Consider the following 14,082-nt stretch of genomic DNA (forward strand, 5'->3'; position numbering starts at 1 on the left):
GTTTTCAACTGCAGTGTCACGAGGGCGGTCAGGTCGTGGAGGCGTGGGGCAGGGGGCAGTTTTTCCTCGAATTGACCGGACATAACGGACATTGATCATGGGTGATTCGAGGAAAAACCGCCCTACCTCGCGATCGGGCACGCCGGGGGAGCGTCGCGGTGGGTCGGGTTGCGGCGGTAGGAGTCCGGCCCGAGGTCGTCGAGGGTGTATCCGGACGGGTAGGTGCGGGGGCGGGGGGCGACCGGGCGGGAGTCGGGGCGCGGTGAGCCGAGGCGGAGGAGCAGGGCTCGGGCCTTGAGCGCCAGGCGGACCGCGCGGCGGGCGGGCTCGGGCGGGCGGGGGATGTCGAGGGCGTCGAGCAGGTGCGGGTCCATCAGCAGGCGGGTGGCGTCGCTGACCGGGGCCGAGAGCGGGCGCGGGAACCACGAGCCGAACAGCCGCATCGTCGAGTCGGCGACGCGCCTGCCGCCTTCGTCGAAGGCGAACCGCTCGCGCTCGTAGTCGTCGAGGAACCGCTCGAACCCCGCGTAGGTCTCCGGCATGCCCTCGATCCGCATGCCCTCGCCCAACTTCCGCCACATCGCGGTCAGGCCGCGGATCTCGTTGGGGTGCAGGCGACGCCAGCCGAACTCGTTGATCCAGCGCACCGGCATCACCACGAACGTCGCCAGCGTGTAGAGGTAGTCGTCGTTGCTGATCCGGTAGCGCCAGTGGATCTGGTTGAGCCGGTCCACCGCCCGCTCCCGCGAGCTCGGCGAGTCGGGGATGAGGATCTCGTAGAGCACCAGGACCGTGTCGTCGTAGCGCTTCTGCGTGCCGCGCTCGAACTCGCCGGTGCGGTCGAGCAGCCGTCCGATGGTCGGCACCGCGTAGGTGCGGAACAGCGCGAGTTCGAGGGAACGCGTGAAGTCCCAGGGGAATTCGTACTGGAACAGCAGTCGGTAGATCTCGTCGCAGTCCCGCTCCGGGTCCATCGCGAGGATCGTCTTCAGGCGGTCGAAGCGCCGCATCCCAGGTACCTCCCCAACTGCGGTCGACCACTCGAACGTAGATCGTTGTTGGTCGTGGGTCAACAGGGTGTAAAGGCTGTCAGGAACGCTTGTCCTAGGGCTACCTGCCGATCGGGTGAGAGTTCTTATTGACAGAGTGACAACAGTGTCGCCAGACTCCGCTGAGAAACATTCAGCAGCCATGGAGGCACGTCATGCCACGAGTCCTGACCGATGAGCAGCGCGACCTGGTCGACGCCGTCGGCGAGTTCTGCCGCCGCGAGTGCGGCACCAAGGAGCAGCGGGACAAGCTCACCGCGCACGGCTCCGAGCCGCACAACCAGGACCTCTACGACAAGATGGCCGACCTCGGCTGGCTCGGCATCTCGCTGCCCGAGGCCTACGGCGGATCCGGGCAGGGCATGACCGAGCTGTGCCTGTTCCTGGAGGAGACCGCCTACGGCCGCGCCCCGATGAGCGGCTTCGCCACCACGATCATCACCGCCGCCGCCTACGAGAAGTTCGCCTCGGAGGAGCAGAAGCGCACCGTTCTCGAAGGCGTCGTGCGCGGGCGGGTGGAGGCCGTGTCGATGTCGGAACCCGGTGCCGGCTCCGACGTGGGCGCGCTGGTGTGCCGGGCCGAGAAGGTCGACGGCGGCTGGCTGATCAACGGGCAGAAGACCTGGTGCTCCAACGCCCACATCGCCGACCACATCCTGCTCATCGCCCGCACCTCGCAGGAGGACTCCAAGCACCGCGGGCTGACCCAGTTCATGGTGCCGACCGGCGTCGACGGGCTGCAGATCAGCGGCATCGAGACGATGGGCGGCCGCGAGGTCAACGACCTGTACTTCACCGACTGCTTCCTGCCGGACTCCGCCGTCGTCGGCACCGTCGGGCAGGCGTGGTCGCAGCTGATGGCCGGGCTGAACCTGGAGCGGATGATCCTCGGCGCCAACATGGTCGGAGCTGCCCGGCGGGCCTTCGACGACACGCTGGACTACGTCAAGCAGCGCGAGCAGTTCGGCAAGCCGATCGGGTCGTTCCAGGCGCTCAAGCACCGCATCGCCGACATGGCCACCGAGATCGAGTGCGCCCAGCTGCTGCTCTACAGCGTCGCCGCGGCCATCGACCGCGAACCCGGCAAGGTCTTCGCCCGCGAGGCCTCGATGGTCAAGCTCAAGAGCACCGAGCTCGCCAAGCACGTCTCCCTGGAGGGCATGCAGATGCTCGGCGGCTACGGCTACGCCACCGAGTACGACATGGAGTCGATGCTGCGCTCCACGGTCGTCTCGACCGTCTACGGCGGCACCAGCGAGATCCAGCGGGACATCATCGGCAAGACCTACGGCCTCTGATCCCCCCGATCGTGCCCTCACGTCAAGAACCGCGGTATTCGACCGACGAATGCCGCGGTTTTCGACGCGACGCGAACCGCGGTTCTCACCGATCGAAAACCGCGGTTCTCGTCTTGAGGGGCACGATCGGGGAGGGATCAGAGGAGTTGGATGTTGTCGATGAGCCAGCGGCCGTCGTCGTGGATGAGGGTCATCTGCATGCGGTTCCGGTCCACCCGGGGTTCCGGGGTGTTCTTGTTGGTGATCTTCTGGTCGACGAAGAGGGCGACGACCGCGTGGTTCTCGTCGGCGGAGACGGTGGCCGTGGTGAGGACCGTGCCCTCGGAGATCGCTTGGTTCTGGCGGATCAGTTCGGTGAGGCTGGAGCTGACCTGCTCGTACTGCTGGGCGAACTGGCCGTGGGCGTTGGCGGTGACGGCGGCGAAGTTGGAGTCCAGGCGCCGGTAGTCGTAGGTAGAGAGGTCCGTCGCGTAGCGCCGGGCGGCCTCCTGGGCGGCGGCGCGGGCCGACTCCGCGGCGACGTGGGCGCGCAGTTGCAGGCCGGTGTAGCCCAGGGCGCCGAGGAGCACCGCTGCGATCACCGCCGCGACCAGGACTCGCGGCTTGCGAAGAGCGGGGCGAGAGGTGGCGCGGGAGGCGGTCTCGGGCTCGGTCCGGGTGTCGGTCATCAGCGGACTCCTTGCAGCGGGATCGAGTACCAGGAGCGGGAACCGAGCACCTCGCTCTGCCCACCGGAGGTGCCGAGGGTGAAGCCGGCGCCGGTGTCGCCGGTGGTGGTGTCGTAGGTGCCCATCGGCCGGGGCGCGTTCGCGGCGCTGCGCTGGCCCATCCGAGGGTCGTCGCCCGGGCAGTGCCAGTCCAGGGACGGTTCGCGCGGCTCGGTGTCGGTGGGCGAGCGTCGCTCGATCGGCGTGACGCACGACGGCCCCTGGGTGATGACCAGGTCGAAGTCCGCGGTGTCGCCGTGCACGATGCGCCCCAGCCCGCCGAACGTGCCGGGCAGCGACACCAATGCCTGCTGCATCGCCGGACCCCGGACGCTGACGATCTGCCCGGTCGTGACGAGGTTGCCCAGCAGCGCGGTCACCGACGGCTCGTTGTCGGCCATCAACCGCGCCACCTGCCGCGTCGTGTCCGGGGCGGTGGACAGCAGCGACCGCACCTGCGGCTCGTCGGCGCGCACCTGGTCGGTCAGCGACCGCAGGTTCGCCGCCAGCACCCGCAACCGGTCGCCCTGCTCGCCGTTCGGCCCCACCAGGGCGCGCCCGTTGTCGAGGGTGCTGCGCAGCCGCGGCACGTTCTCCCGGGTCACCCGCAGCAGTTCCGCGCTGTTGTCCAGGATGCGGGTCAGCTCCGGGCCGGTGCCGTTGAGGCCGGTGGCGAGCGCCTCGCCGAGCCGGTCCACGTCGCGCGGGTCGACGCTGTCGCTGATCGCGGTGAAGTCGGTCAGCAACGTCTCCAGCGGCAGCGGCCGGGCGGTCCGCTCGTGCTGGATGACGCTGCCGTCGCGCAGGAACGGGCCCGCGTCGGTGTCGGCCCGCAGGTCCAGGTGCTGCAGAGCCATCGGGGTGTCCATCGCGATCACCGCCCGCGCGGAGGCGGGCACCCGCGCCGAGGAATCGATCGCCACGAGCACGCTCACCCCGGCGTCCTCGATGCGCACCCCGGTCACCGCGCCGATCTCCACGCCCCGGAACGTCACCAGCGAGTCCCGGGTGATGCCGGAGGCTTCCGGCATCCGCACCGTCACGTGGTGCGGTGCGGAGATCATGTGCGGGCGCACGACGTTGGTCACGACGTACACCGTGCAGCCGATGCTGATCAGCGCGAACAGCGCGATCTGCACCAGCATCAACCGGTTCCGCCTCACGGCGCGCCCCTTCCCGGTGCCACGACCTCGCCGAGCGTGCCCGGCACGTCCAGCGTCCCGTTGAACAGCACGTAGTCGCCCGGCGTGGCCTGCTGGAACAGCTGCGAGAAGCGGGCGAGCCCGTCGAGGGTGCCCGCCAGCTCGCCGTCGAACCCGCGCAGCTCGTCGAGGACGGGCCGCAGCTGGTGCACCTCGCCGGTGAGCGTTCCGGCGGTGCGCTGGGCGAGCCCGTCGGCGGTGGCGCTCAGCGACGCGGTGTTGGCCAGCAGCGCCCCGAACCGCTCCCGCTCCGCCAGCAGCACGTCCACACCTGGTTTGACCTGCGTGAACGTGGCCTCCAGCAGCGGCTTGTTGCGGGCGATCTCCTCGGAGGTGGAGTGCAGGGCGGCGATGACGTGGTTGATGTCGTCGCGGTGCCGCTGCAACGACCCGAGCACCGCCTGCAGCTCGTGCAGCAGGTCTCGCACCTCGCCCTCGCGCCCGTGCAGCGCGGTGCTGAGCTCGCCGACGACGGTGCGCGCCTGGTCCAGCCCGGACCCGTTGAGCACGGTGCCGACGGCGGCCAGGGTGTCCTCGATGTCGGGGCCTCGGGTGGTGCGCTCGATCGGGATCACCGCCCCGTCGCCCAGCATCGGCCCTCCCGGCGGGCGTTCCAGCATCACGAACGCCTCGCCCAGCGGTGAGGCGAGCTGCAGCTGCGCGGTGGTGCCGCCGGGCAGGTCGACGTCGGCGGCGATGTCCATCTCCACCAGGGCCCGGAAGTCGCGGGTGCGGATCGCGGTGACCCGGCCGATCTCGGCCTGCCCCGAGCGCACCACGCCGCCCAGCGGCAGCCGTCCCGCGTCGGTGAACACGGCGGTGACGTGCTTGCTCGGACCGCTGATTCCCGTGCCGATACCGGCGTTCTGCAGGTTGACCCCGCAGCCCGCGGTGGCCAGGACCACGGCGAGCGCGGGGATCGCGCGCAACCTCATCGGCCACCTCCGGTGGTCCCGCTGGGCAGCGGCAGCGGCGGCAGCGGGATGGGGATCGGGTTGACGATGCCGGGCCCGTCGCACAGCGGCAGCGGCAGCGTCTCGCACAGCGCGGCCGTGGTGTCGAACTGGCGGAGGTTGGTGGAGACGTTGAGCCGCAACCGCATCCGCTCGTCGGGCGCGATCGTGCGCTGCAGGTTGTCCAGCCCCAGCGGCAGCACGTCGAGGGTCTCGGCGAGCTGCTGCTGGTGGTCGGCCAAGGTCTGGGACAGCCGGGTGAGCTGGGCGACGTCGCCGGTGAGCCGGTCGCCGTGGTCGCGGATCAGCCCGTCGACCTGCGTCAGCGACGACGACAACCGGGTGAGCGCCGCGCTGATGTCGTCGCTCTGGGCGTTGAAGTCCGCCGTGAGATCGGAAGTCCTGGTGGCCAGCGAGTCTATTGTGGACTTGCGCTCGACGAGCAGCTGCAGCAGCCGGTCGACGTTGGCCAGCACGGCCTCGACGTCACCGCTTCCGTCGGCGAGGACCTCGGTGGCCTGGGAGACGGTGCGGATCGCCTCCCGGATCGCCGGGCCCTGCCCGTCGAGCGAGTCGGCGCCGAGGCGCATCAGCTCGCCCACCCCGCCGGGTGCCGCTCCCTGCGGGCCGAGGGCCTTGAGCAGCGTGTCCAGCGAGGCGGTCAGCTCGTCCCACTTGATCGGCGAGTGCGTGCGCGACAGCGGGATCGTCGCCCCGTCGTCGAGCGTCGGACCACCGGTGTGGGCGGGGCCGAGCTCGACGTAGCGGTCGCTGATCACCGCCGGGCTGACGATGTAGGCGTGCGCGTCGGCGGGCACCTCGGTGCCCGGTGGGAGGTCCATCGTCACCCGCACCGCGCTGCCCTGCGGCTGCACGGTGCGCACGGTGCCCACCGGGACCCCGAGGATCGCCACCCGGTTGCCGGGGAAGATGCCGTCGGCGAAGGCGAAGTCCGCCGACACCACCAACGTCTGCTGCGGTCGCAGCACGGTGTACCAGCCGGTGGCCGCCAGCACCGCCAGCAGGGTCACGGCGGCCACGATCGTCCACGCCCGTCTCATCGGCACCCCTGGAGAAGTCCGGCCACGCACAGGACGTTGTCCGGGATCGGCCCGAGCGGAGCCGAGACCTCGCCCCACGGACCGGTTCCGGAGGCGTTGGTGACGTAGCGGCTCGCCGGCCCCAGCTGGCGCAGCGTCTCGGCGATGTCGGCGTCGCTGCGCTCCAGCGAGTCGGTGACCGAGTGCAGGTCGTCCAGCAGCGGGCCGAGGACGTCGCGGTTGTCGCGCAGCAACCCGTCGAGCTGTGTTGTGACGCCGTCGAGGTCGGCGATGAGCTGCCGCAGCACGGCCCGCCGCTGGTGCAGCACGTCGGCGACCAGTTCGGCGTCGCCGAGCAGCGACACCAGCGAGTTCTGCTCCTCCAGCAAGGTGGAGGTCACCGCCTGGGTGCCGCGCAGCAGCTCGTCGATCTGCTCGCCGCGCTCGCCGAGGATCCGGGCGGCGTCGCCGATGCCGGTCAGCGCGTCGCCGGTCAGCCGCGAGTCGGCGGGGGCGGCCTGGCGCAGCGAGCCGATCATCCGCTGCAGCGCGGCGGTGTCGAGCCCGGCGGTGGTGGCCGTGGCACCCCGGCTGAGCTCGTCGAGGCTGTAGGGAACGGCGGTGCGCTCCACCGGGATCGGATCCGCCAGCTCGCCCGGACCGGCCGGATCGACCTGCAGGTAGCGGGTTCCCAGCACGGTGCGGATCTTGATCCCGGCCCGGGTGGCGGTGCCGAGCCGCTGGCCCGAATCGACGCGGAAGGTCACCAGCACCCGGTCGCCCGCCAGCTCCACCCCGGTCACCCGGCCGGCCGGGACCCCGGCGACGTTGACCGGGGTGCCGGTGGTCAGCCCGGCGGCGTTGGCGAACTCGGCGACGTGCTCCTGGGTGCGCGCGCGGAAGGCCAGCTGCGGCACCAGGACCGCCGCCAGCAGCAGCGCGAGCGCGGTGATCGCCCCGATCGCGCCGTTGCGGAGGGCTTTCGGCGGCATCGCGTGCGTCATCGGCACACCTCCGAGTGCGGTCCCGCCCCGAGGTCGACCTTGAGCCCGCCGACCGCGGCGCTGAGGTTGCAGACGTAGACGTTCATCCACGAGCCGTAGCCGCCCGCGCGGTTGATCGCGTTGAGGAACCCCGGCAGCTCGTGCACCGCCGTGGCGTAGCGCTGCTGGTCGCGCACCATCCCGGAGGTGATCTCCCGAAGCGACCGCACGTCGTGCGACAGGCCCGGACCCAGGTCGTCGAGCGCGTCGTCGAGCGATCCGGCCAGCGCGGCGCCGTTGTCGACGGACTCGGCGATCTGCGGGGCCTGCTGCGCGACCGCCGAGGTCAGCTGCGCCAGCCCGGAGATGAGCTCGCGCATCTGCTCCCGGTTCTGGTCCAGGGTGCCCAGCGCGCCGTTGAGGTTGTCCACGACCTGCCCGATGACCTGGTCCTGCTCGGCAAGCGCAGAGGTCACCGCGACGACCTTGGTCAGCAGGTCGGTGATGGTGCCCTGCTCGCCGTCGAAGACCGCGACGATCTCGCCCGCCAGCTGGTTGACCTGCCCCGGGTCGATCGCGTCGAACAGCGGCTTGAACCCGTTGAGCAGCGCGGTCAGGTCCAGCGGCGGGCGGGTGCGCTCCACCGGGATCTCGGCGCCCTCGGGCAGCGCGGGCCCGCGTCCGGACGACAGCGACAGGAACCGGCCGCCGAGCATGTCGGCGTAGCGCACCGCGGCGACGCCGTCGGAGGGGATCCGCTGGTCGGCGGCCAGGTCGAAGGCCACCCGCGCCAGCCCGTCGTCGAGCTCGATCTCGGTGACCTTCCCGACGCGCACGCCCGCGATCATCACGTCGCTGCCCGGGATGAGCCCCTCGGCGTTGGTGAACACCGCCCGGTACTCGCGGGTCGAACCGGTCACCGGGTTGCTGATCGTGTTGACCACGACCGTCCCGCACAGCAGCGCGACCAGCGCGAACGCGGCCAGCCGGATCCACGGCACCTGCTTCACGGCGTCATCACCTCCGTTCCGCGCACCATCGGGCCGAGCATCAGGCCGAGCAGGTCCGGCGACGGCGGGGCCGCCGGTGGCGCCTGCTCGGGGGTGGGCAGCAGCGGGGCGAGCCGTCGCATCGTCTCGTCCTCCTGCGGGGACCCGACCGGGCCGATGGCGGTCTCCCTCCCGCAGTTGGGCCCGGCGAGAGCGCCGTAGCGCGGGCAGTCCTGCGGCGTGTACGGGTGGGGTTCCTCCAGGCTGGCCTTCGCGCGGATCTTGAAGAACCCCGTGGAGAAGGCGCGGTTCGCGCCGTCCAGGAAGGTGTCCACACCGGCCTTGGCGTTGCCGAACGCGCCCGGGTTCGCGCCGAGGACGTCGGTGATCGGGTCGGCGCTGCGCACCAGCTCCACGGTCCGCTCGCCGTTGGCGTCGAGGAACCGCTGCGCGCGGTCGGTGACCTCGATGCCGCCCCCCAGCAGCGCCCCGATGTCCTCCCGCTGCTCGACGACCACGGTGGACAGGGCGACGGCGTTGTCCAGCGAGCGCACGAGATCCGGTGCGGCGGCGCGCAGGTCGTCACCGACAGCGGCCACCGTCTCCAGGTCCGAACCGAGGTTCCGCAGGATCGGATCGGCCTCGTCGACCAGCGCCGCGCCGTCGTCGATCATGCCGCCGAGCTGCTCGCCCCGGCCGCGCAGCGAGTCCGCCATCGCGGTCAGCGCCACCTGCAGCTGCGCCGGTTCCAGCTCGTCGAGCAGCCGGTACATCCGGGTGTAGGTGGTGTAGAGCTGCGCGGTCGGCCGCGAGGTGTCCGGCGGCACGTGCGCGCCGTCGGCCAGCCGCGTGCCGTCGCGCAGCTCGGGGCCGGTGAGGTCGAGGTACTGGTTGCCGAACAGGGTCCGCGGCAGCAGCCGCACCCGCACGTCGGCCGGGATCTCGCCGATCCGCTCGGGATCCAGCTTCATCGTCAGCCGCGCGCCCGAGTCGTCGGGCACCACCTGCGACAGCTCGCCGACCTTGATGCCCCGGTACTGCACGGGCGTGCTCTCCCGGACCGGGCCCGCCGCCGCGGGCAGCGTCGTGGTGACCTCCGGTTCGGCGGTGAACACCCCCGCGCTGCCCGCCACCGCGGTCACCGCGCCCACCACCAGCACCGACACCGCCGCGGCCCCGCGCAGGGCCAGCGACGCGCGTTCGCTCCGCCGCGCCATCGCCTACAACCCCAACGCGGGCAACGACGGTCGCACGCCCCAGAACAGCAGGCTCAGCAGCACGTCGACCACGGTGATCGCGACGATGCTGGTGCGCAGCGCCCGCCCGGCGGCCTTGCCCACGCCCTCGGGCCCGCCGGTCGCGTAGTAGCCGTGGGCGCAGTGGATCAAGGTCACCATCAGCGCGAACACCACCGCCTTGACCAGTGAGAACAGCACGTCGGTGGGGGTGAGCACCAGGTGGAAGTAGGAGTTGTAGGTCCCCGGCGAGTCGCCGTTGAGGTAGACGATCGCGAAACCCGTTGCCATGTAGGAGGCGAACAGCCCCACCAGGTACAGCGGGATCACCGAGATGAACGCCGCCGCCATCCGGGTGCTCACCAGGTAGCGCAGCGACGGGATCGCCAGCGACTCCAGCGCGTCGATCTCCTCGGCCACCCGCATCGTGCCCAGCTGCGCGGTGAACCCGGTGCCGACCTTGGCGGCCAGCGCGATGCTGGCCACGATCGGCGCGATCTCGCGGGTGTTGACCAGCGCCCCCATCAGCCCGGTCATCGGCGACATGCCGAGCAGGTCCAGCCCCCGGTAGCCCTCCAGGCCGACCTGGGTGCTGGAGACGAACGACATCGCGAACACCACGCCGATCGTCCCGCCCCCGGCCAGCAGCGACGCCGAGCCGAAGCTGATCTCGGTGACCAGCCGCACGATGTGCTTGGGGTAGCGCACCAGCACGGCCGGGACGCCGATGATCGCGCGCACGTAGAAGGTCACGTGCCTGCCGACCAGCACGAGGGTGTCCACAGCGGACGTGACGGGGGCGGTCATCAGTACTCGCCCTTGGCCGGGACGAGCACGGGGTAGAGCTCGGTGAGCGCGGTGTTGGCGATGAACACGCACACGAAGCAGATCACCACGGCCTCGTTGACGGCGTTGGCCACGCCGCCGGGCCCGCCCTGGGCGGTCAACCCCTTGAAGCAGGCCACCAGCGCGGTCAGCACCGCGAACGCCGCGGCCTTGATCAGCGCCATCGCGAAGTCCTCGACGCGCGAGTACTGCACCAGCGTCTGCAGGAACATGCCCGGCGAGGCGCCCAGCACCGAGACCTGGAACAGGAACGTGGTGCCGATGCCGACCAGCATCACGATGCAGGCCAGCAGCACCGTGGTCACCACCGCCGCGATCACCCTCGGCGCGACCAGGCGCTCGACGGTGCGCACGCCCATGACCTCCAGGGCGTCGATCTCCTCGCGGATGGTGCGCGCGCCCAGGTCGGCGCACATCGCCGAGCCGCCGATGCCGGCGATCATCAGCGCGCACACCAGGGGAGCGGCCTGGCCGACCACGACGAAGGCGACCACGGCACCGCCGTAGCCCTCCGCCCCGATCTGGCTGGCCAGCGAACCCACGTTGAGCGCCACCACGACGCCCAGCGGGATCGTCACCAGCAGCGCGGGCAGGGTCGTCACCGCGGCCAGGAAGTGCACCTGGTGCAGGCATTCCCGCCACGCCAGCCGGGCCCGGAAGGTGACCCGCGCGGTGGCGGCCAGCGCCCGGGCGCCGAAGTCCAGCAGCAAACCGGCTTGCAGCAGGGCGTCGACAACAGGCCCTGGAGAACGGCTCATCCGCTTCTCCCTCGTCTTCCGTGATTCCCGGGTCACCTTGCTGGGCGGTGCGGGTAGCGGAACCTCAGCGGCCCTCCGGGTCCGGGCGCCACTTCTGATGTATGCCGATACACGGCGTCGCGGCGTCCTCCCCGGAGAACCGCTGAGAACCCGCGGCGGTGCCGGCTGCGAGAGCGGCTCGGGCCCGCTCGCGGCTGCGCCGCTTGCGCGCGTTTCCCCGCGTGGAAGTGCGGAAAAGGGTAGTTGCGCCACGCGCGTGGCAGGATCGCGTGGAAAGGCGTTGGCGGAGAGTCGGTTCCGGCTCAGTCGGCGCGAACGGCGGGGAAGACCTCGTTCACCAGGTGCAGCACGGTGCGGGTGAGCATGACGTGCAGGTCGCTGCGGCTGAGGCTGCCGCGCACGAGCCATTCCCGCGAGGCGGCCTTGAGCATGGCGCTGTGCGCGCGGATCATGCCGCGCAGCTTCTCCCGGCCGTCGGTCACGTCGGCCATCATCGCGGCCTCCAGCACCCGGTCGGTCGCGATCTCGTCGGCCTCCAGCATGATCCGCTCGACCTCGTCGTCGTGACCGACGGCTTCCGAACCGATCGCCGAGAGCCACATGTCGCGGTTGCGCTCCACCACGTCCAGCCAGCGGTCCACGCAGATCGACAGCCGCTCCTCGGCCGTGGTCGGGGGCAGCCGTTCGGAGACCGAGGCCGGGACGACCAGCATCTGCCGGACGACCTGGAGGTAGAGCTCCTGCTTGCTGCCGAAGTAGTGGTTGATCAGCGCTCGCGCCACGCCCGCCTCGGCCGCGATGTCCGAAGTGGACACGGTGGAGAAGTTGCCCTTGCCGAACAGCTTGCGGGCGGCGGCCAGGATCTCGGCGCGCCGCGCGTCGGGCTCCAACCGTCGTCGCTGGACCGGGCGCTGGGCGTTCATGCCGACTCCTCATCTGTGGCCGTACCGACGTCAACAAGATACCGCACCCGTCCCGTCGGGAAGGCCAGCAGTGCTGGTGGAGGCCGGTTCGCGCGGTGTTGGCACGCTGCCAATACCTCACGGGTACATCCCCTCGACGGTCTCCGCGTAGCGCTCGGCGATGACCTTGCGGCGCAGGCTGAGCTTCGGCGTGAGCTCCCCGCTCTCGGCGGTCCACGGCCCCGCCAGCACCCGGAACGCCTTGACCTGCTCCACGCGCGCCAGCTGCTGGTTGGCCTGCTCCACGGCCTCCTCCAGCGCCGCGCGGACCTCGGGGTGCTCGGCCAGCTCGTCGAGGTCGGTGGTGTCGACGCCGTGGGACTTCGCCCAGCCCGGCGCGGCGTCCTCGTCGAGCACCAGCAGCGCGGTGACGTAGCGGCGCTGATCGCCGATCGCGACGGCCTGGCCGACCAGCGGGTGCGCCCGCAGCAGCGATTCGATCTTGGTGGGCGCGATGTTCTTGCCGCCCGCGGTGATGATGAGCTCCTTCTTGCGGTCGGTGATCGCCACGATCCCGCGCTCGTCGACCGTCCCGATGTCACCGGTCGGCAGCCAGCCGTCGGCGTCGGTGGCCGCGGCGATCGAGCCGTCGCGCTGCAGGTATCCGGCGAAGACCACCGGGCCGCGCACCAGCAGCTCGCCGTCGTCGGCGACCCGGACCTCCACGCCCGGACCCGGCCGACCGACCGCGCCGAGCGCGAAGACCTCCGGTGTGCTCACCGTCGCCGCACCCGTCGTCTCGCTCAGCCCCCACACCTCGTAGACCGGAAGTCCCACGCCCGCGAGGAATTCCAGCACCGCGGTCGGGATCGGCGCGGCGCCGCTGAACGCGCGCACGCAGTCGTCGAGCCCGATCGCCGCGCGCAGCGGCCGCAGCACCTGCTCGTCGAGCGCCCGGTGCCGCGCGGCGAGCTCGTCGGGCACCGGCTGATCGGCCGAGCGCAGCCGGAACACCTCCAGCGCGATCTCGCGGGCGTGCTCGATGACCGCGGCCTGCTCGGCGGGCAGTGCGGCGAGCTTGGCCGACAACCCGGCCGAGAGCTTCTCCCACACCCGGGGCACGCCGAAGAACCCGTGCGGGCGCACCGCGGCCAGCGTCGGCAACAGCTGCGCCTGGTCCTCGCAGATGGTGACGTGCCCGGCGTTGCTGATCGGCATGTAGATGCCCAGCACCCGCTCGGCGATGTGGGCCAGCGGCAGGTAGGCGACCGAGCGCGGGTGCTCGGCGACCGGCACGAGGTGGTCCTGCATCAAGGACTCGTGGATGGCGTTGCGGTGCGTGAGCACCACGCCCTTGGGTTCGCCGGTGGTGCCCGAGGTGTAGACGACGGTCAGCGGCGAGTCCGGATCGGCCTGGTCGGCGAGCCGCTCGAAAGCCGCGTCGGGCGGCCCGGGTTCGCCGCGCAGGTCGGTGTAGTCGACGAAGCTGGGGTCGGTTCCGACGCCGGGGTCGACGGTGACCACGGCCCGCAGGTGGGGGAGGTCGGCCAGCACCGGGCGCCAGCGCCGCAGCTGCTCCTCGCCCTCCAGCACCAGCACGCTCGCCTCGCTGTGCTCGGCGACGAAGCGGATCTGCTCGGTGCTCAGGGTGTCGTAGGTGGTGCAGGGCAGCGCGCCGATGTGGATGGCGGCCAGGTCGACGACCCAGTGCTCGGGCCGCTTGGCCATCGCGATGAGCATCCGGTCGCCGCGGCCGAGTCCGAGCGCGGCCAGACCGCGGGTGAGCGCGGCGACCTCGGTGCGCAGCCGGGACCAGGACCAGGTGCCGGCGTCCGCGTCGATCCCGCTGGTCAGGGCGGGGTGGTCGGGGAAGTCCCGGGCGTTGCGGCGCAGCAGTCCGGGGATGGTCAGTCCCTCGACGGCCCGGCTTACCTGCTCGGCTGTGGTCACGGCCAGTTCCCTCCGTTGCGAACCTGCGTCGAAACACGCTGAACCGCTGTTGCCCAGATGTCAACAGCCGTCGCCTGATTGTTCGCGAAGGCTGCGAACAGGGACCAACAGCGGTGTATACCTGAGGATGAATCCCGAATCAGCTATTGACAAGTGGTCAATAGAAGTCA

General features: G+C 71.1%; 13 protein-coding genes. 1 reads left to right on the top strand and 12 read right to left on the bottom strand.

Going from position 1 to position 14,082, the window contains the following annotated elements; genetic code table 11:
* Positions 1–122: 122 nt before the first annotated feature.
* The gene (locus QFW96_RS16930) at positions 123–1,010 is read right to left on the bottom strand and encodes an oxygenase MpaB family protein (protein ID WP_281456629.1); all 888 of its coding nucleotides are present in this window, start codon (positions 1,008–1,010) and stop codon (positions 123–125) included.
* A 194-nt stretch (positions 1,011–1,204) separates the two neighbouring features.
* On the opposite strand from QFW96_RS16930, the gene QFW96_RS16935 reads away from it, so the two are divergent.
* Positions 1,205–2,347, top strand: a complete 1,143-nt coding sequence (locus tag QFW96_RS16935) for an acyl-CoA dehydrogenase family protein (protein WP_281456630.1) — start codon at positions 1,205–1,207, stop codon at positions 2,345–2,347.
* Between the two features lie 137 nt (positions 2,348–2,484).
* On the opposite strand, the gene QFW96_RS16940 is transcribed toward QFW96_RS16935, so the two are convergent.
* From QFW96_RS16940 to QFW96_RS16990, 11 genes are all read right to left on the bottom strand, one after another.
* Positions 2,485–3,015 (bottom strand): hypothetical protein, encoded by a 531-nt coding sequence (locus tag QFW96_RS16940; RefSeq protein WP_281456631.1) that lies wholly within the window; start codon positions 3,013–3,015, stop codon positions 2,485–2,487.
* Positions 3,015–4,217, bottom strand: a complete 1,203-nt coding sequence (locus QFW96_RS16945; RefSeq protein WP_281456632.1) for an MCE family protein — start codon at positions 4,215–4,217, stop codon at positions 3,015–3,017. Before QFW96_RS16945 ends, QFW96_RS16940 begins: the two co-directional genes overlap by 1 nt.
* Positions 4,214–5,191, bottom strand: coding sequence for an MCE family protein (locus tag QFW96_RS16950; protein WP_281456633.1), 978 nt, complete (start codon positions 5,189–5,191; stop codon positions 4,214–4,216). Before QFW96_RS16950 ends, QFW96_RS16945 begins: the two co-directional genes overlap by 4 nt.
* Positions 5,188–6,270, bottom strand: coding sequence for an MCE family protein (locus QFW96_RS16955; RefSeq protein WP_281456634.1), 1,083 nt, complete (start codon positions 6,268–6,270; stop codon positions 5,188–5,190). The genes QFW96_RS16950 and QFW96_RS16955 overlap by 4 nt, the downstream gene beginning before the upstream one ends.
* Entirely contained in the window at positions 6,267–7,253 is a 987-nt protein-coding gene (locus tag QFW96_RS16960; RefSeq protein ID WP_281456635.1) for an MCE family protein, read from the bottom strand. Before QFW96_RS16960 ends, QFW96_RS16955 begins: the two co-directional genes overlap by 4 nt.
* The gene (locus QFW96_RS16965; RefSeq protein ID WP_281456636.1) at positions 7,250–8,242 is read right to left on the bottom strand and encodes an MCE family protein; all 993 of its coding nucleotides are present in this window, start codon (positions 8,240–8,242) and stop codon (positions 7,250–7,252) included. Before QFW96_RS16965 ends, QFW96_RS16960 begins: the two co-directional genes overlap by 4 nt.
* Entirely contained in the window at positions 8,239–9,438 is a 1,200-nt protein-coding gene (locus QFW96_RS16970; protein ID WP_281456637.1) for an MCE family protein, read from the bottom strand. The genes QFW96_RS16965 and QFW96_RS16970 overlap by 4 nt, the downstream gene beginning before the upstream one ends.
* A gap of 3 nt (positions 9,439–9,441) precedes the next feature.
* On the bottom strand, positions 9,442–10,263 hold the full coding sequence (locus tag QFW96_RS16975) for an MlaE family ABC transporter permease (protein WP_281456638.1): 822 nt from the start codon (positions 10,261–10,263) through the stop codon (positions 9,442–9,444).
* Entirely contained in the window at positions 10,263–11,060 is a 798-nt protein-coding gene (locus QFW96_RS16980; RefSeq protein ID WP_281456639.1) for an MlaE family ABC transporter permease, read from the bottom strand. The genes QFW96_RS16975 and QFW96_RS16980 overlap by 1 nt, the downstream gene beginning before the upstream one ends.
* Before the next feature lie 302 nt (positions 11,061–11,362).
* Entirely contained in the window at positions 11,363–11,983 is a 621-nt protein-coding gene (locus QFW96_RS16985; protein ID WP_281456640.1) for a TetR/AcrR family transcriptional regulator, read from the bottom strand.
* A gap of 117 nt (positions 11,984–12,100) precedes the next feature.
* Positions 12,101–13,912, bottom strand: coding sequence for an AMP-dependent synthetase/ligase (locus QFW96_RS16990; protein ID WP_281456641.1), 1,812 nt, complete (start codon positions 13,910–13,912; stop codon positions 12,101–12,103).
* Between the last annotated feature and the right edge of the window lie 170 nt (positions 13,913–14,082).

It is taken from the genome of Saccharopolyspora ipomoeae (assembly GCF_029952525.1).
In the GTDB taxonomy this organism is placed as follows: domain Bacteria; phylum Actinomycetota; class Actinomycetes; order Mycobacteriales; family Pseudonocardiaceae; genus Saccharopolyspora; species Saccharopolyspora ipomoeae.

Coding starts and splice junctions, on each gene's coding strand:
- QFW96_RS16930 (WP_281456629.1), bottom strand. CDS start 1,010: ATGCGGCGCTTCGACCGCCTGAAGACGATCCTCGCGATGGACCCGGAG.
- QFW96_RS16935 (WP_281456630.1), top strand. CDS start 1,205: ATGCCACGAGTCCTGACCGATGAGCAGCGCGACCTGGTCGACGCCGTC.
- QFW96_RS16940 (WP_281456631.1), bottom strand. CDS start 3,015: ATGACCGACACCCGGACCGAGCCCGAGACCGCCTCCCGCGCCACCTCT.
- QFW96_RS16950 (WP_281456633.1), bottom strand. CDS start 5,191: ATGAGGTTGCGCGCGATCCCCGCGCTCGCCGTGGTCCTGGCCACCGCG.
- QFW96_RS16955 (WP_281456634.1), bottom strand. CDS start 6,270: ATGAGACGGGCGTGGACGATCGTGGCCGCCGTGACCCTGCTGGCGGTG.
- QFW96_RS16960 (WP_281456635.1), bottom strand. CDS start 7,253: ATGACGCACGCGATGCCGCCGAAAGCCCTCCGCAACGGCGCGATCGGG.
- QFW96_RS16970 (WP_281456637.1), bottom strand. CDS start 9,438: ATGGCGCGGCGGAGCGAACGCGCGTCGCTGGCCCTGCGCGGGGCCGCG.
- QFW96_RS16975 (WP_281456638.1), bottom strand. CDS start 10,263: ATGACCGCCCCCGTCACGTCCGCTGTGGACACCCTCGTGCTGGTCGGC.
- QFW96_RS16980 (WP_281456639.1), bottom strand. CDS start 11,060: ATGAGCCGTTCTCCAGGGCCTGTTGTCGACGCCCTGCTGCAAGCCGGT.
- QFW96_RS16985 (WP_281456640.1), bottom strand. CDS start 11,983: ATGAACGCCCAGCGCCCGGTCCAGCGACGACGGTTGGAGCCCGACGCG.